Consider the following 15,460-nt stretch of genomic DNA (forward strand, 5'->3'; position numbering starts at 1 on the left):
TCAGCGCCGCCGGTGAGGGGTGTTCTATGTTTAGCGCCGGAGAGTCGCAACCCCTTTTTTGAAGTTTCCATGACTTTTTACCAGCCGCCCAAATAAACTCAATAAAAACAGCATCTTGAACAGGTCTAAAACGCTCCTTGCGTGTTTGCAAGCTGGTTGCCTTGGCGCCCTTTCAAGTTCACTCCAATGGGCTTGTTGAAGCGGGGCACAAGATATTGCGGCCAACAACAGAGCGAACACAAGTGCGGCCGGAGCCAGCGAGTCGCAGCAGGGGGAATCTCCTGCGGCCTCCTTGCTGATTCCGCTGGGTTTTCCGCTGTTGCGGCCGGTATCTCAGCCTTTGCGCCCTTGGAACTGATGGATTTCCACCCCGCCTGCTGTCAGGCTGCTCCGGACTGACTGCGCCAGGTCCACGGCCTCGGCGGTATCGCCATGCAGGCAGATGGTGTCGATCGCTGCCGGGATGCGCTTGCCGCTTTCAGTGATGATGGCGCCTTCCTGCACCATCTGCAGGATGCGCGGCCCTGCCAGTTCCGGGTCATGGATCACCGCCCCGGGCTGAGAGCGGTCAACAAGCGTGCCATCGTCGTTATAGGCCCGGTCGGCAAAAATCTCACCGCACCAGTTGCAGCCGAGCCCGCGCACCACCTCTTCCATGGCGGTCGCCGCCAGCACCATGATGATGATCTCCGGATCGACGTCCAAAGCAGCCTCATAGCAAGCACGGGCCATTGCGTGGTCAACGCAGGCCATGTTGGAGAGCGCCCCATGCAGCTTCAGGTGCCGGACCCGGGTGCCCGCCGCCTGCGCCATGCCTTGAGCGGCGCCCAGCTGATACCGGATCATATTGGCCAGCGTGCCATGCGGCACATGCATCTTGCGGCGGCCAAAGCCCTGCAAATCCAGAAACCCGGGATGGGCGCCGATGCCAACGCCATTGTCCCGCGCCATCGCCATGGTCCTTGCCATCACATCCGGGTCGCCCGCATGGAAGCCGCAGGCAATGTTGGCTGAAGAGACAATGTCCAGCAGTGCCGCATCGTCGCCCATGTTCCAAGGCCCGAAGCTTTCGCCCATGTCTGCGTTCAGGTCGACGGATTTGGTCATTGGGTTTCTCCTGTGGCGAAAGGATCTGCATCTGCGGAGACAGCCCCGCTGATCAATTGATAGGATAGCAAATCGCGGATGGCGGCAGGATCACGCAGCAAAGGTTTGCAAGCGCTCGGAAGCGCCTTCACCGCAGCATCCGACTTGGCCTGCGCCTCCAGCCCCTCTTCCAGGCTGATCCAGCGGAAGCGGAAGGCGGCACCGGCCTGGGCCTGCGCCACCTTGGGCAGGTCGCAGGGCAGCACCGTGCCGATCCGGGGGTAGCCGCCGGTGGTCTGGCACTCGCGCAGCAGCACAAAGGGCTTGCCGTCGCCGGTCATCTGCACATCGCCTGGCAGGATCACCTCGGACAGGATATTGAGCTGGCCCGCGGCGGCAAAGCCCTCGCCGTCCGAAACCATCTCGATCCCCATCCGGTTGGCGCGGCTGCCGCGGCTGAAGGCCGTGGCCGTAAACCGGCTGCGCACTTCATCCGGGAACAGGTGGCTTTGGAAACTTTCGACGATACGCAATTCGCCCCCCTGAAAACGGTCCTCCGCTGTCAGAGCCAGACCTGTTTCCATGTTCTGGTCCTGGCCGCCAGGCAGAAAGTCTCCGGCTTTTGCCGCCTGCCCCAGCCCCGCCATCAGATGCACCGCGCGGGCGCCCAGAAGCGGATCTGTTGCGATGCCGCCGCCCAGATGCAGATAGCCGTAGACACCGGACCGGGCCGCACCGATTGACAGCCGCTGCCCCGCTTCCATGCGGTGCGAGGCGTTCCAGGCCAGCGCCTCGCCATCCAGCGCGGCCGCCATCGGCGCGCCGGTCAGGGCAATGCGCAAGGGGCCGGCGGCCTCAAACTCGCCGCCCATACCGCCCATTTCCAAGGCCGCAAAACCGGGATCCTGGCGCAGCAGTGCAGCCCCTTCGGCCAGAGCCAGCGGGTCTGCCGCACCGCCTTGGGAGACCCCCTGCCCCAGCAGCCCGGGGCGGCCCAAGTCCTGGACCGAGGCCGCCGGCCCGATCCGCAGGATCCGCAGACCGCTCATGCGGCGATCTCCGAGACGATGGCGCCGCCGCGCCGAGAGTCTTCTTGGCAATGCTTCAGGAAATCCGGCTTGGAAACCGGCTCAAACACCATCTCGTCCCCGGGGCGCAGAGCAAAGGGATGCGCCGCCTCCGGTTCAAACAGCGTTAGTCCGGTTTGGCCGACATGGCGCCAGCCGGTGGGAGCAGAAGTGGCAAACAGCACAAACTGGCGGATCGCCTGCACCAGAGCACCGCGCGGCACCTTTGGGGTCAGACCCGTCTGGCGCGGCAGGTCCCATTCGGGCCCCAGCGAACCCAGATAAGGCTGGCCAGGGGCAAACCCGATCGTCAGCACCCGCACGCGCGCGCTCCCCAGGCTGTCGATGGCCTGCGCTTCGGTCATGCCGGCAGCATCTGCGGCCTCCGCCAGCTGCGGTGCAAGTTCGGTGCCATAGACTGTTGGCACCCGCCAGAACCGCCGCCCTGCAGGCAAAGCCGCCAGAGACCAGTCCTGTGCCGTCAGCAGATCCTGCAGCCGGGCCTCCAGAACACTGTGCGGCAGGAGGGAGGGATCAAAGCGGACAAACACCGAGGCCAAGGAGGCCATTGTCTCGGCGACACCATCCAGCGCCAGCGCATCCACCGCACTGCGGAAGGCCAGCGCTGCCCGGTTCGAAGGCTCACTCAAACTGCCGGCGAAGCTCACCAGCAGCCCATTCAGCCCCGCCCGCCGGATCAACGGATAAGCTGGCGCTTCCTGGCTGCTGGTCATGTGTTCTCCCCGTCGTTTTGCGCGCCAGCGTCGCGGCGCGGACGGGGAGTGTCAACACATCAAATTCGGGCAATCCCTTCTGCCCGAACGGCACAAGCCTCAGAAATCGTCCCAGCCGTGGGCCGCTGCCAGCGGCGCGGCGCCAAAGCCGTCCGCCGCCGGCGCTGCCGGAGCCTGAAACTGCACCACTTCTGCAGCCGGAGCCGACGCCAGAGGAGTGCCGGTTTTGAACTTGGCCACCTCCTGTGTCAGCTGGCCGGCATCTGCAGACAGCAAACGGCTGGCAGCCGACGTTTCTTCCACCATCGCTGCATTCTGCTGGGTCACTTGATCCAGCTGCGAGACACCCATGTTGATTTCACCAAGCGACGTCGCCTGCTCCTTGGCGCCCGCGGCAATGCGGCTGATGTGGGTTGAGATTGTGCCCACGCTTTCAATGATTTGCTGAAGCTCCTCGCCGGTCTTGCCAACCAGGTCAACGCCGCTGGCCACCTGCTGTTTGCTTTCGCCAATCAGCTGCTTGATTTCCCCAGCAGCCCCGGCTGAGCGCTGCGCCAAGGCGCGCACTTCCGAAGCCACCACAGCGAAACCGCGGCCGGCTTCGCCCGCACGGGCTGCCTCGACCCCGGCATTCAGCGCCAGCAGGTTGGTCTGGAAGGCAATGTCGTCGATCATGCCAATGATCTTGGCAATCTCTTCCGAAGAGGTCTCGATCTGCGACATCGCCTCCACCGCATCTTTGACCACCTTGCCGCTGTGCTCGGCAGTGGCTTTGGCCTCAATGACAATGCCCTCCACCTTTTGCGCACCCTCCGCCGAGGACTGAACCGTTTCCGTCAGCTCTTCAATGGCGGCGGCCGTCTGCTCCAGTGTCGCCGCCTGGCTTTCAGTGCGCTGCGACAGGTCGCCCGCGGACTTCGAAATCTCGCCCGCCGTGCGCTGTACCGCGCCCGAGACCTGGGTTACTGAACCCATAGCAGTTTCCAGCTGCTCAGCCGAGCGGTTAAAAGCCTCACCCAGCGCGCCAATATCGGGCTGATCCGACAGTTTGACGCGGGCGCCCAGGTCGCCCTGGCTCATTGCATCCAGCCCCTTGGCAATTTCCTGCAGACCCTGGCGGCGCACGGTGACATCGGTGGCCACAGCTACAACCCGATCAATCGCGCCATCCGCCCCTTTCACCGGCGCATAGGCCACCTGAAGCCACACTGTGGCGCCGTCCTTCGCCCGCCGCGGAAACTGGCCGCGAACCACTTCGCCATTTGCAAGATCCTGCCAGAACGCCTTGTATTCCGCGCTTGCAGCAACTTCACTACCCGCAAACATCGCGTAGTTCCGGTCAACAACCTCCTCCAGCCGGTACCCCATTACCGCAAGAAAATTTCCGTTTGCCGCCAGAATTGTGCCATCCGGCTTGAACTGGACCACTGCCTGGGTGCGGTCCACCACACTGGCCATCAGTTTGGCCCCGTCATCCTGGGCGGCGGGCTTGGCCTTCTTGGTCTTGAAAAACAATGAGAATACTCCGCGCGTCTGTGATTCTTTGAAAGACGCCATCGGAGTACCGTGAAACCAACAGAAAATTGTTAATCCGGCTGAGGTCCCGCCCGCTCCGGTTCAACTGCGTTAATGCCGGATGAACCCGCCTTCTTCCGCCTAACGGCCAGCGCCCATATATCCGGGCCTGATTCAGCGCCGTTCCAGCCCCCAGGGAGCCTCTAACCAGGTTGAGCATGCGGACCTGCAGCAGGATATTGAAACACCTAGGAAGCTGGCAGATCCGGGTCGCAGCCGCACCCAGCATCCTGCGTGTCTTGAATTTCCCTTCAGGAACATCACGTAAAGCTCACAGGCCGTTACAGCGCAAACGCTTGCCAGCGCGCGCCAGGCCTTTAAGGTATTTCCCAAGAGCACCTTTCGGAGACCCTGAATGAAAGATCTCGCCCCCGCGCCGGACCTCCGTCCGGAGACCGCGCAGCCAGACCTGCCCGAAAATCCGCCCGGCCTGCATGAGCGCGCCCTGCACTTCCTGGCCCGCTTCCTGCCGCTGGCCTATTTCAAGCGTCCGCCCAAGATCATCATCATCGACGCCACCAACAGCTGCAACCTGCGCTGCCCGGTTTGCCCCGTGACCTTTGCCATGCAGCGCAAGCGCGGCATGATGAAACCTAATGTGTTCCGCAAGATCATCGACGACTTCAAGGACCAGCGGGAAAAGCCTGCGATCTACTTTAGCTTCTCGGGCGAACCGACCCTGCACAAGGACCTGCCGGATTTCATCGAATATGCTCATGAAAACGGACATGACACCTACCTGTCGACCAACGCCACCCGCCTGACGCCCGAAATGAGCGAACGGCTGATCCGCTCCGGCCTGGCGCGGGTCAACCTCTGCATGGACGGTTTTTCAAAAGAGGCTCAGGAAACCTACCGGGTCAATTCCGATTTCGACAAGGTGAAGGCCAGCATCGAAGAGTTCCTGACCATCAAAAAGGAGATCGGCTCCAAGTCGCCGGTCACCGTGCTGCAGACGCTGCTCACCAGCTATTCCGAGCCGCAGATGGACGAGATGGAGGCCTGGGCCAAGGACGCTGGCTTCGACCGGGTGCGCTTCAAGACCTTCTCGATCGGCTCTTACACTTCGGCCGACCAGAAGCGCGAGTTTGCCCATTTCCTGCCGCGCCAGAAGGAACTCCGCCGCCATCCGCGCCACACCAGCCACGCCATGTGCACAGTGCCGCTGTTCCAGTCGGTGGTGTTCTGGAACGGCGACCTTGGCCTGTGCTGCATCGACTACGACCAGGTGATCCAGCTGCCCAACGTCGAAAAGGACGGCTTTCTCGCAGCCTACCGCTCGGACGAAGCCGCCCGCGCCCGCAAACGCGGCTTCCTCAAGCAGTTCGGCATCTGCAAGACCTGCTCCTTCTCCAACGCCGAGAACATGGGCATCCGCCGCGATCTGAAAAAATAAGCGCGCAGCCCAGGCTGCACGCTTCCGCTTCTTTCTGGTCCCCAATACCCTGGGGGTGAAGGCCGTCAGGCCTGAGGGGGCAAAGCCCCCTCCTCCCTTACCGCTGCAGCAGCACCGGGAACCAGTCTTCGCGCAGGCGCTGGCCGGGCTGCATATCGTGGCCCGGGAACGGCGGCGAGGTGCGGCCCGGGCGCTCCACATAGCGCGCATCATCTCCGACCAGACGCAGCGAGAACGCGCGGCGGCGCGAGGCTGAGGTATTGCCCCGGGCGCCATGCAGGATCTTGTAGTTGAAGGCCACCGCATCGCCCGGCTGCATTTCGTACTCCAGCACAGTCATGCCGTCCTCGGCATCCGGGTCCGGAACCGCCATGTACTGGCCCTCATCCGGGAAGAAATCCTCCTCTGACACCCAGCGGGTCGGCAGCACTTCCTTCTCCCATTTATGCGAGCCCGCCACGCAGCGCAGCGCAGCTTCCTTCACCTCGTCCAGCGGCGACCAGAAGCTGATGGTCTGCTGGCCTTCAACAAAGTAATAGGGCCCGTCCTGGTGCCACGGCGTCGGCATCGAGGTGCCCGGCTCCTTGACCAGCACGTGGTCGTGGAACATCTGCACCGAAGAAGACTTCATCAGATCGGCTGCAACTTCGGCAACCGGCGACTGCTCGATGGCCTGCTGAAACTCAGGGATCCGGGTCCAGTTGCAGTAGTCGTCAAAGAAGCGGCCGGTCTGGCCTTCCTTCTTGTTTTCCGAAGCATAAGGCCCCGGCTTTTCCATATTCGCTGCAACGCCGTTGCGCAGCAATTCGACCTGATCCGCAAACAGGCCCCGGATCAGCACGACGCCATCGCGCTGGAACTGCTCGACATGTTCCTGGGTGATTAAGGGGTGGACCATTTCTGCCTCCGCTGCTGAATGATGCATTTCTGATGCGTCCTTCCTGCCGCGGCAAAGACATAGTTTCAAATCATATCTTTCTAATATACCCTTCATCTCATGTTATACCTCACCCTGCGCCACTACGAATACATCTGCGCCGTTGCACGGCATGGCAGCCTGTCCGCCGCGGCCGAGGCTGTGCATGTCAGCCAGCCAGCCCTGTCGGCAGCGCTCAGCCGGATCGAGGACCATCTGGGCCACCCGCTGTTCCTGCGCCGCCGCGGCGCCGCCTTGGCGCTGACGCCGCAAGGGCGGCTGTTTGCTGAGAAGGCACAGGCGCTGCTGGAGCAGGCCGCGCAGCTGGAAGATCCCAAAGGTGCAGGAGCTGGACAGCAACAGCTGGTTCTGGCGTGTTTCGCGGACCTCGCTCCGTTCCTGCTTGCGCCAGCGCTCAAAGCCCTGCGCGAAGCTCTGCCGGACGTTGAAATCAGCCATCGCGCCTGCGGGTTCGAGCCCTTGATCGCCGCGTTGACAGGCGGCGAGGCAGATCTGGCCATCACCTATGACCTGGGGCTGGATGCCGGTTTCAGCCGGGCCGAACTCGGCCGGTACGTCCCGCATGCACTGGTGCCGCCGGAGCATCCGCTGGCAAAGCGAAGCGGCATCACCCTCGAGGAGCTCACGCAATACCCTCTTGTCCTCTCACAGGAAGGCATGTCGCTGCAGCACATGCTGGGGCTGTTCAAGACGCACGGGCTGGTGCCGCGGATCGCACACCGGGCGGATTCGCTTGAGCTATTGCGCAGCCTGGCAGCCAATGGCGAGGGGGTTGGCATCAGTTACAGCCTGCCGCCCGGCGGGATGAGCTATGACGGCAAACCCCTGCGTGCGGTGCCGGTCACCGATCCGGCAGCTTCAGAGCCGGTGATTCTCGCCGCCCATGCGCAGCTGCCCGGGGCCTCCCCAGCCTTCCAGGCACATGAGATTCTGCGGAATGTTTTGAGTGCCGGCGGGTCAGACCTTGCGCAGGCGGATCACCACGTCGACTGAAGCGATTTCCATGCCTTCAGGCGCTTCCGGCAGCTTGTGAATCACCAGGTCCTGCGCCGGCGCGTCGCTGACACGGCCCTCGTCTTCCCAGAAGAAATGGGGGTGGTCGTGGGTGTTGGTGTCGAAATAGCTCTTGGAGCCGTCCAGCGGGATTTCCTGCAGCACACCGGCATCGCAGAATGCGCGCAGCGTGTTGTAGACGGTGGCCAGCGACACCGCAGCCCCGTTTTTCTTGGCGGATTCGAACAGGCTTTCGGCGGTGATGTGGCGGTGTTTGCCGTCGCCGACCAGCAATTCGGCAAGCGCCACCCGCTGCCGGGTGGGTCTCAGCCCGGCCTCTGTCAGCCAGCGTGTGGCTACTTGTTCGCTGTTTGGCGTCATGAGCAGGTCCTGCATCGCGTTGCTGACCGTATATATAGGAGCAACACCCCGGGTTTTTCAAATGAAATTCATTCGCAGCTGGTGCACATTTTCCGGTGCATCTGTGGCACATTCAGCGCAGGAAGTGACGCAGGGTACCCTTGCGGGACCCTTCGGCCCGGTGTTACAGGGTTTCAGATATACAGACACGAACCTCAGGCAGGAGATGCGCCGGATGGCCGATTACCCCAGCAGCTTTGACAAGGACGATTTGCTGAAATGCGCGCGGGGCGAGCTGTTTGGGCCGGGCAACGCCCAGCTGCCGGCGCCGCCGATGCTGATGATGGACCGGATCACCGAGATTTCCGGCGATGGCGGCGAGCATGGCAAGGGCCATGTGATTGCCGAATTCGACATCACTCCGGACCTGTGGTTCTTTGACTGCCACTTCCCCGGCAACCCGATCATGCCCGGCTGCCTGGGCCTGGACGGCCTGTGGCAGCTGACCGGCTTCAACCTGGGCTGGCGCGGCTGGCAAGGCCGCGGCTATGCGCTGGGTGTGGGCGAAGTGAAGCTCACCGGCATGGTCCGCCCGGACCGCAAGATGCTGACCTACCGCATCAACTTCACCAAAGCCATTCAAACCCGCCGCCTGACCATGGGCGTCGCGGACGGCATCGTCGAAGCCGACGGCGAAGTGATCTACCAGGTCAAGGACATGAAAGTGGCGCTCAGCGAGAGCTAAGCCCCGGCCTTTAAGGGCCAAGCAAGATCAGAAAGAGGCCGCACGGCCTCTTTTTTTGTTTCAACAAGCAACTGTTTAATGCTCTGGCCGGACAGTTTCGCCCTCCGCCGGCGGCACCGCCCGCTGGTAGAGATGCCATGTCGTGTGGCCAAGGATCGGCAGGGTAAAGATCAAGCCAAGAAACGCCGGAACAAGCGATACCAAGACAGCGGCCGAGATGATCGCCGCCCAAGACAGCATGACCACCGGGTTTTCCGTCACGACACGGATAGACGTCAGCATGGCGGACACGAAATTGGTTTCCCGGTCGAGCAGCATAGGCATGGCGACAACGGTCACCGAGAACATGACAGCCGACAGAAAGGCACCTACGCAGGTGCCGATCACAAGGAAAGTCCAGCCCTGCGGTGTGAAGAATACAGTGTGCAGAAAACCGTCGAAATCCGAGAAGGATGCATTCTGCAGAATGATCGCAAGCCAAAGCCGGACCTGGTAAAGCCATACCCAGAAAATGAACAGGGTGACAAAGGCCATCCAGCCCATCTCCCGCTTGCGCTGATTGGCCATGACGGTGAGAATTTCGTACCAGCCGAAACTCTCTCCCTTCTGCAACCGGCGGGACATCTCATAAAGCCCGGCGGCGGCAAAAGGTGCGACCAAAGGAAAACCGACAGCGGCGGGAATGATCATCCAGATCTTTCCGAGCCAGACCAGGCACCAAACAAACAGGATTCCGAAAACCGCGTAGAACAAACCGAAGAAGCCGCTCAGCAATGGGCGCGCCAGAAAGTCGGAAAATCCGGCCTTCAGTGATGCGGTGATATCACCGGCAGTCAGCTTGTTGACCTGCAGAGTTGCCGGCCTCGGCGGTGTCAGCTTTTTCGGCGGTGTGGATCCTTCGGTCTTGGATGTCATGACACGCTCCTCCCAAAGCATGGCCACAAACTGGACCCTCTGCCGACAGGCCCAGCGGAAAAACAGACATCGCGCCTCCGCATACAAGTTTGCATCAGACGCGGCACACCGACAAGGGGAGTATTGCCGCCAAGACCCGCAAACCGGACGGAACCCCTCACCGCAGCCGCCCTTAGGTCAACCCATCTTGCACCTCACCCCCTCAAAGCCTAGTAAGGCTTAAGCAAACAAGGGAGTGCACGTATGCGTCGTGTCGTCGTCACCGGTCTGGGGATCGTCTCCTCCATCGGGAACAATGCCGAAGAGGTCACCGCCTCGCTGAAAGCCGGCAAATCCGGCATCGTTGCCAGCCCGGAGATGACCGAGCATGGCTTCCGCAGCCAGGTGGCCGGCACGCTCAAGATCGACACGGCGGAACATGTGGACAAGCGCACCCTGCGCTTCATGGGCCCTGGTGCGGCCTATGCCCATATCGCCATGAGCCAGGCGATTGCCGACGCAGGCCTCTCTGAGGATCAGGTGGTGAACGAGCGCACCGGCCTGGTGGCCGGTTCCGGCGGCCCGTCGACTTCTGCCATGCTGGCTGCGCACCAGGTGGTGGCCAAGACCGGCGCGACTAAGCGGATCGGCCCCTTTGCGGTGCCGAAGTGCATGTCCTCGACGATCTCCGCCAACCTGGCGACCGCCTTCAAGATCAAAGGCATCAACTACTCGATCACCTCGGCCTGCTCGACCTCGCTGCACTGCATCGGCAATGCGGCGGAGCAGATCATGATGGGCAAGCAGGACGTGATGTTCGCCGGCGGCGGCGAGGAGCTGGACTGGACCCTGTCGTGCCTGTTTGACGCCATGGGCGCGATGTCCTCGAAGAAGAACGATGATCCGGAGAAGGCCTCGCGCGCCTTTGACCAGGACCGCGACGGGTTCGTGATCTCGGGCGGCGGCGGCATCGTGGTGCTGGAAGACCTGGACCACGCGCTGGCCCGCGGTGCCAAGATTTACGCGGAAGTGACTGGTTTTGCTGCGACCTCGGATGGCCACGACATGGTGGCACCGTCCGGCGAGGGCGGCGAGCGGGCAATGCGCCTGGCACTGTCCACCCTGCCCGAAGGCCGCAAGGTGGATTACATCAACGCGCACGGCACTTCGACCCCGGTCGGTGACGTCGGTGAAGTTGAGGCCGCCCGCCGTGTGTTCGGCGAAGGCAAGGTGCCGCCGATCTCCTCGACCAAATCGATGACCGGCCATGCCCAGGGCGCAGCCGGCGCGCTAGAGGCGATTTTCTGCCTGCTGATGCTGGACAATGATTTCATTACCCCGTCGATCAATGTAGAGGCCCTCGCCGAAGGCATCCTGCCAGGCGAGATCGCCACGGACCTGGTGGAAAATGCCGGTCTGGATTCGGTGATGACCAACAGCTTCGGCTTTGGCGGCACCAACGGCTCGATGGTTCTGAGCAAATACAAGGGATAAGTGACGATGGCGGGACTGCTGACAGGCAAACGCGGCCTGATTATGGGCGTGGCCAATGACCGCTCCATCGCGTGGGGCATTGCCAAGGCCATGGCGGAGGCCGGGGCCGAGCTGGCCTTTACCTACCAGGGCGAAGCCTTCGGCAAGCGGCTGGAACCGCTGGCGCAGAGCGTCGGGTCGGACTTCATGGTCGATGTGGATGTGACCGACGACGCCTCGCTGGATGCGGCGTTTGAGCAGCTGGCGGGCCGGTGGCCGTCGATCGACTTCGTGGTCCATGCGATTGCCTATTCGGACAAGAACGAGCTGACCGGGCGGTTCCTGGATACCACACGCGCGAACTTCAAGAACTCGCTGGATATCTCGGCCTATTCCTTCATCGAAGTGGCGCGCCGTGCGCATCCGCTGATGCAGGAGAACGGGGGCACCCTGCTGACCCTGACCTATCAGGGCTCGAACCAGGTGGTGCCGAACTACAATGTGATGGGTGTTGCCAAGGCAGCATTGGAATCGGCCACCCGCTACCTGGCCAACGATCTGGGCCCTGAGGGCATCCGGGTGAACGCCATCTCGCCAGGTCCGATGAAGACCCTGGCCGGCGCCGCCATCGGCGGTGCACGCAAGACCTTCAAGCACACCGACCAGAACGCACCGCTGCGTTCCAATGCGACGCTCGAAGCCGTTGGCGGCACAGCGGTTTATCTGGCATCTGACGCGGGTGCCTGCACCACAGGCGAGATCATCCGCGTGGACGGCGGCTTCCACGTGCTGGGCATGCCGCAGCCGGATCACCTGTAACAGACAGCCTCGCACGCCGAAGCACGAAAGGCGCCCCTCCGGGCGCCTTTTTTTACCCCGCTGCCCGGCTGCAGCGGTTTCCTGAAATCCATTCTGGAAGAGCTCCCGCCCGTCGCCAGGCTTTCTGCGAAGCCGGCTCCCGTTGGGCGTGGCACCGCGCCATGCGCGGTGCCACGCCCAAGGCCGCCAAGTATCGCTCCAGCACAGCTGGAGGGATCTGCGGGCGCGGGAGGCTTTACCTTGCCTTTAGCAGCAGCCGCAGCCGCCCTCTTCTTTTTCTGCGGCCGGAGCGTTGACCGAAACCAGCTCGATATCGAACACCAGATCCTTGCCCGCCAGGAAGTGGTTGGCATCCAAGGTTACGGTTTCTTCGCTGACTTCCACCACGGTCACGGGCAGCACGTGGCCTTCCGGGCTTTGCATCTGCAGCTGGGTGCCAAGGTCCAGCGGGATATCGGCAGGGATACCCTCGCGCGGGATTTCCTGGCGGGCGGCCGGATTGATCGGGCCATAAGCCTCGGCACAGGGGATGTTGAGTGTCTTGATTTCGCCCACGGCCATGCCTTCAAGGCCTGCATCCATGCCGGCAATCACCTGGCCGGCGCCGACAGTGAATTCCAGCGGGTCGCGCCCCTCGGAACTGTCGAAGACAGTGCCATCCGTCAGCTTGCCTGTGTAATGGATGCGCACGGTGTCGCCGTTCTTGACCTCGGTCATGGGATCTCCAGTCCAGATGAGGGTTACCAAAGCCGCGCAGCCTAAGGTGTGACGCTGCGATGTAAACCCGTAAGGGGTACAATTATCCGCTTTGCCGGCCCTGCCCTTCATGCAACTCTCCCGCCAGGGGAGGACACCATGCCGATCACCACCTGCATCTTTGACGCTTATGGAACCCTGTTCGATGTGGCCGCCGCCGCGCGGCAGGCCGCAGGCGAACCGGAGTTCCCGCATCTTCAGGACAACTGGGCGGAACTTGCCAACCACTGGCGTCTGAAACAGCTGCAATACACCTGGCTGCGGGCAATCACCCAGGCCCACGCGGACTTCTGGGATGTGACCCAGGACGGGCTGGACTGGGCCATGGAAGCCACCGGGCTGGCAGGCGACGCAGCCTTGCGCCAGCGGCTGCTGGATCTTTATTGGGAGCTGCAGGCTTATCCGGAAGTGCCCGCGATGCTGAAGGCGCTGAAAGCGGCGGGCATGAACACTGCGATCTTGTCAAATGGCTCGCCCGCGATGCTGGACGGAGCGGTGCAATCTGCCGGGCTTAGCGATGTTCTGGACGATGTTCTGTCGGTGGAGAGTGTCGGCATCTTCAAGCCGGACAGCCGCGTCTACGATCTGGTCGGCAAGCGGTTTGGCTGCGCTAAGGAGGAGGTGCTGTTCGTTTCGTCCAACGGCTGGGATGCGGCCGGCGCCTCGGGCTACGGCTTTGTCACCGCCTGGGTAAACCGCGCCGGCGAGCCTGTGGACCGGCTGCCTTGGAAACCGGCGCACATCCTGCCGGACCTGACCACCATTCCTGATCTCGCCAAGGGCTGAACACGTCTATGCCGTACTTCAAATCCTCTGACGGACTGAACCTGTTCTATTCCGATACAGGCGAAGGCCTGCCGCTGCTGTGCCTGGCGGGTCTCACCCGCGACAGCCGGGACTTCCGCTACTTTGCCCTCCATGCCGACCGGTATCGGTTGATTACCCTGGATGCGCGCGGGCGCGGGCAGTCTGACCATGACCCGGATTTCATTAACTACAATGTTCTGCGCGAGGCGCAGGATGTGCTGGAGCTGCTGGACCACCTGGGTCTTGATCAGGCCGCCATTCTTGGCACGTCGCGCGGCGGATTGGTGGCGATGACCCTGGCGGCCACTGCCAAGGACCGGCTGGCAGCCGTGATCCTGAATGACGTTGGACCGGAGATTCCATCCGGCGGCATCGCCCGTATCATGGAGTATGTGGGCCGCCGTCCGGCAGCAAAGACCTGGAAGCAAGCCGCTGAAACGCTTGAAACCTTGATGGCCCCCGCCTTTCCGGATGTTCCGGCGGCACGCTGGCGCCAGGAAGTTGAGGCCTTCTACAACGAGACGCCTGAAGGGCTTTCCCTGCGCTATGATCCGCTTCTGCGCGATGCGCTGCTGGCACAGGCCGAGGCAGGCCCACCGCCCGACCTCTGGCCCTTGTTCCTGGCGTTGGAGGGTTTGCCTTGCGGCGTGATCCGCGGCGCCAATTCGGACATTCTGAGCCGCGGCACCTATTCAGAAATGCAGCGCCGCCTGCCCGCTCTGCACGCCGTAGAGATTGCCAGCCGCGGCCATGTGCCGTTTCTGGACGAGCCGGAGGCACTTGCCCTCATTCATTCCGTACTGGAGCAGATCAAATGACCTCGATTGCCATGATCGAAGCCGCCGCTGAACGGCTGAAAGGCCATGCAAGGGTAACACCGCTCTTGTCCTCGCCGTTTTTGGACGAAATCGCCGGGCGCCGCCTGTTTGTGAAGGCAGAGTGCCTGCAGCACACCGGCTCCTTCAAGTTCCGCGGCGGCTGGTCGGCGGTTTCGGCGCTGCCGGAGAACGACCGCAAACGCGGAGTGATCGCCTATTCCAGCGGCAACCACGCCCAGGGCGTGGCTGCGGCGGCCAAGGCGCATGGGGCTCCGGCAGTCATCGTGATGCCAGCGGATGCTCCGCAGCTGAAGATCCAAAATACCCGCGACCTGGGCGCCGAGGTGGTGCTCTATGACCGTGCAGGGGGGGAAAGCCGTGAAGCGGTTGGTGCTCAATATGCGGAAGAACGCGGGCTGACCCTGATAAGACCCTATGATGAGCCGCTGGTCATTGCCGGCCAGGGCACCAGCGGACTGGAAATCGCGGAACAGGCCGCTGCAGAAGGCGTCACGCAGGCAGATGTGCTGGTCAACTGCGGCGGCGGCGGCCTGTCCTCAGGCATCGCACTGGCGCTGGAAGCCCGCGCGCCGGGCCTGCGGGTCCGCCCCGTGGAGCCGCAGGGGTTCGACGATGTGACCCGGTCGCTGGAGACAGGAGAGGTCCAGCAGAACCCCAGCCACTCCGGCTCCATCTGCGACGCGATCCTGACACCGCAGCCGGGCGAGATCACCTTTCCGATCCTCAGCCGCCTGTGCGGCCCCGGCATCGTGATCACCGAAGACGAAGCGATGCGGGCCATGGCGCTCGCCTTCCTGCGGCTGAAGATTGTGCTGGAGCCCGGCGGCGCGGCTTCGCTGGCCGCGGCACTGTTCCATGCCGACCGAATCGAAGGCGAAGCCGTGATTGCGGTCGCCACCGGTGGCAATGTGGATGCAGAGCTGTTCCGGGAGGCACTCTCGCGCTATGCTTGAAACCTGAGCGCGCGATTTGCCGCGCG

General features: G+C 62.8%; 16 protein-coding genes. 8 read left to right on the top strand and 8 right to left on the bottom strand.

The window, feature by feature from the left end; all coding sequences use genetic code 11:
* Window positions 1-333: 333 nt before the first annotated feature.
* The 4 genes from RA20_RS09505 to RA20_RS09520 all read right to left on the bottom strand — a co-directional run bounded on the left by RA20_RS09505 (window position 334) and on the right by RA20_RS09520 (window position 4,402).
* Entirely contained in the window at window positions 334-1,107 is a 774-nt protein-coding gene (locus RA20_RS09505) for a LamB/YcsF family protein (RefSeq protein ID WP_039127390.1), read from the bottom strand.
* Window positions 1,104-2,135: a 5-oxoprolinase subunit C family protein gene (locus tag RA20_RS09510; RefSeq protein WP_039127394.1), complete on the bottom strand. Its 1,032-nt coding sequence runs from the start codon at window positions 2,133-2,135 to the stop codon at window positions 1,104-1,106. Before RA20_RS09510 ends, RA20_RS09505 begins: the two co-directional genes overlap by 4 nt.
* Window positions 2,132-2,887 carry a 5-oxoprolinase subunit B family protein gene (locus tag RA20_RS09515; RefSeq protein ID WP_039127397.1) on the bottom strand — a complete coding sequence of 252 codons (756 nt, stop codon included), beginning with the start codon at window positions 2,885-2,887 and terminating at the stop codon, window positions 2,132-2,134. The genes RA20_RS09510 and RA20_RS09515 overlap by 4 nt, the downstream gene beginning before the upstream one ends.
* 99 nt (window positions 2,888-2,986) lie before the next feature.
* The gene (locus RA20_RS09520; protein ID WP_039127400.1) at window positions 2,987-4,402 is read right to left on the bottom strand and encodes a methyl-accepting chemotaxis protein; all 1,416 of its coding nucleotides are present in this window, start codon (window positions 4,400-4,402) and stop codon (window positions 2,987-2,989) included.
* 415 nt (window positions 4,403-4,817) lie between these two features.
* Here RA20_RS09520 and RA20_RS09525 point away from each other — a divergent pair, with 415 nt between their 5' ends.
* Entirely contained in the window at window positions 4,818-5,858 is a 1,041-nt protein-coding gene (locus RA20_RS09525) for a radical SAM protein (RefSeq protein ID WP_039127402.1), read from the top strand.
* A gap of 97 nt (window positions 5,859-5,955) precedes the next feature.
* Here RA20_RS09525 and RA20_RS09530 read toward each other — a convergent pair whose 3' ends face one another.
* Window positions 5,956-6,756, bottom strand: a complete 801-nt coding sequence (locus RA20_RS09530) for a phytanoyl-CoA dioxygenase family protein (protein ID WP_039127591.1) — start codon at window positions 6,754-6,756, stop codon at window positions 5,956-5,958.
* Between the two features lie 99 nt (window positions 6,757-6,855).
* On the opposite strand from RA20_RS09530, the gene RA20_RS09535 reads away from it, so the two are divergent.
* Entirely contained in the window at window positions 6,856-7,788 is a 933-nt protein-coding gene (locus tag RA20_RS09535; RefSeq protein WP_039127403.1) for a LysR family transcriptional regulator, read from the top strand.
* On the opposite strand, the gene irrA is transcribed toward RA20_RS09535, so the two are convergent.
* On the bottom strand, window positions 7,753-8,169 hold the full coding sequence (gene irrA, locus RA20_RS09540; RefSeq protein ID WP_039127594.1) for an iron response transcriptional regulator IrrA: 417 nt from the start codon (window positions 8,167-8,169) through the stop codon (window positions 7,753-7,755). The two genes, RA20_RS09535 and irrA, sit on opposite strands and share 36 nt — an antisense overlap.
* 214 nt (window positions 8,170-8,383) lie before the next feature.
* Here irrA and fabA point away from each other — a divergent pair, with 214 nt between their 5' ends.
* Window positions 8,384-8,893 (top strand): bifunctional 3-hydroxydecanoyl-ACP dehydratase/trans-2-decenoyl-ACP isomerase, encoded by a 510-nt coding sequence (fabA, locus tag RA20_RS09545; RefSeq protein ID WP_039127596.1) that lies wholly within the window; start codon window positions 8,384-8,386, stop codon window positions 8,891-8,893.
* A gap of 75 nt (window positions 8,894-8,968) precedes the next feature.
* Here the strand turns inward: fabA and RA20_RS09550 are convergent, their stop codons facing one another.
* The gene (locus RA20_RS09550) at window positions 8,969-9,808 is read right to left on the bottom strand and encodes a DUF2189 domain-containing protein (RefSeq protein ID WP_039127405.1); all 840 of its coding nucleotides are present in this window, start codon (window positions 9,806-9,808) and stop codon (window positions 8,969-8,971) included.
* 243 nt (window positions 9,809-10,051) lie between these two features.
* Here RA20_RS09550 and fabB point away from each other — a divergent pair, with 243 nt between their 5' ends.
* Window positions 10,052-11,281, top strand: a complete 1,230-nt coding sequence (gene fabB / locus RA20_RS09555) for a beta-ketoacyl-ACP synthase I (protein ID WP_039127408.1) — start codon at window positions 10,052-10,054, stop codon at window positions 11,279-11,281.
* 6 nt (window positions 11,282-11,287) lie between these two features.
* On the top strand, window positions 11,288-12,079 hold the full coding sequence (locus RA20_RS09560; protein WP_039127410.1) for an enoyl-ACP reductase FabI: 792 nt from the start codon (window positions 11,288-11,290) through the stop codon (window positions 12,077-12,079).
* A gap of 246 nt (window positions 12,080-12,325) precedes the next feature.
* On the opposite strand, the gene RA20_RS09565 is transcribed toward RA20_RS09560, so the two are convergent.
* Window positions 12,326-12,796, bottom strand: coding sequence for an FKBP-type peptidyl-prolyl cis-trans isomerase (locus tag RA20_RS09565; protein WP_052248918.1), 471 nt, complete (start codon window positions 12,794-12,796; stop codon window positions 12,326-12,328).
* A gap of 138 nt (window positions 12,797-12,934) precedes the next feature.
* Between RA20_RS09565 and RA20_RS09570 the strand changes: the two genes are divergently transcribed.
* Genes RA20_RS09570 through RA20_RS09580 form a run of 3 tightly spaced genes read left to right on the top strand, consistent with a single transcriptional unit; the run spans window position 12,935 to window position 15,434 of the window.
* Entirely contained in the window at window positions 12,935-13,621 is a 687-nt protein-coding gene (locus RA20_RS09570) for a haloacid dehalogenase type II (protein ID WP_039127415.1), read from the top strand.
* A gap of 8 nt (window positions 13,622-13,629) precedes the next feature.
* Window positions 13,630-14,460, top strand: a complete 831-nt coding sequence (locus RA20_RS09575) for an alpha/beta fold hydrolase (protein ID WP_039127418.1) — start codon at window positions 13,630-13,632, stop codon at window positions 14,458-14,460.
* The gene (locus RA20_RS09580; RefSeq protein WP_039127421.1) at window positions 14,457-15,434 is read left to right on the top strand and encodes a threonine ammonia-lyase; all 978 of its coding nucleotides are present in this window, start codon (window positions 14,457-14,459) and stop codon (window positions 15,432-15,434) included. Before RA20_RS09575 ends, RA20_RS09580 begins: the two co-directional genes overlap by 4 nt.
* The last annotated feature ends 26 nt before the right edge of the window (window positions 15,435-15,460 follow it).

The organism is Leisingera sp. ANG-Vp, from assembly GCF_000813725.1.
Lineage (GTDB): Bacteria > Pseudomonadota > Alphaproteobacteria > Rhodobacterales > Rhodobacteraceae > Leisingera.

Excerpts from the sequence above, each read along its gene's own strand:
- irrA (WP_039127594.1), bottom strand. The coding sequence starts at position 8,169 with ATGACGCCAAACAGCGAACAAGTAGCCACACGCTGGCTGACAGAGGCC.
- RA20_RS09515 (WP_039127397.1), bottom strand. The coding sequence starts at position 2,887 with ATGACCAGCAGCCAGGAAGCGCCAGCTTATCCGTTGATCCGGCGGGCG.
- RA20_RS09530 (WP_039127591.1), bottom strand. The coding sequence starts at position 6,756 with ATGGTCCACCCCTTAATCACCCAGGAACATGTCGAGCAGTTCCAGCGC.
- RA20_RS09575 (WP_039127418.1), top strand. The coding sequence starts at position 13,630 with ATGCCGTACTTCAAATCCTCTGACGGACTGAACCTGTTCTATTCCGAT.
- RA20_RS09570 (WP_039127415.1), top strand. The coding sequence starts at position 12,935 with ATGCCGATCACCACCTGCATCTTTGACGCTTATGGAACCCTGTTCGAT.
- RA20_RS09550 (WP_039127405.1), bottom strand. The coding sequence starts at position 9,808 with ATGACATCCAAGACCGAAGGATCCACACCGCCGAAAAAGCTGACACCG.
- RA20_RS09505 (WP_039127390.1), bottom strand. The coding sequence starts at position 1,107 with ATGACCAAATCCGTCGACCTGAACGCAGACATGGGCGAAAGCTTCGGG.
- RA20_RS09560 (WP_039127410.1), top strand. The coding sequence starts at position 11,288 with ATGGCGGGACTGCTGACAGGCAAACGCGGCCTGATTATGGGCGTGGCC.
- fabA (WP_039127596.1), top strand. The coding sequence starts at position 8,384 with ATGGCCGATTACCCCAGCAGCTTTGACAAGGACGATTTGCTGAAATGC.
- RA20_RS09525 (WP_039127402.1), top strand. The coding sequence starts at position 4,818 with ATGAAAGATCTCGCCCCCGCGCCGGACCTCCGTCCGGAGACCGCGCAG.
- RA20_RS09535 (WP_039127403.1), top strand. The coding sequence starts at position 6,856 with ATGTTATACCTCACCCTGCGCCACTACGAATACATCTGCGCCGTTGCA.
- RA20_RS09565 (WP_052248918.1), bottom strand. The coding sequence starts at position 12,796 with ATGACCGAGGTCAAGAACGGCGACACCGTGCGCATCCATTACACAGGC.
- RA20_RS09580 (WP_039127421.1), top strand. The coding sequence starts at position 14,457 with ATGACCTCGATTGCCATGATCGAAGCCGCCGCTGAACGGCTGAAAGGC.
- RA20_RS09510 (WP_039127394.1), bottom strand. The coding sequence starts at position 2,135 with ATGAGCGGTCTGCGGATCCTGCGGATCGGGCCGGCGGCCTCGGTCCAG.
- fabB (WP_039127408.1), top strand. The coding sequence starts at position 10,052 with ATGCGTCGTGTCGTCGTCACCGGTCTGGGGATCGTCTCCTCCATCGGG.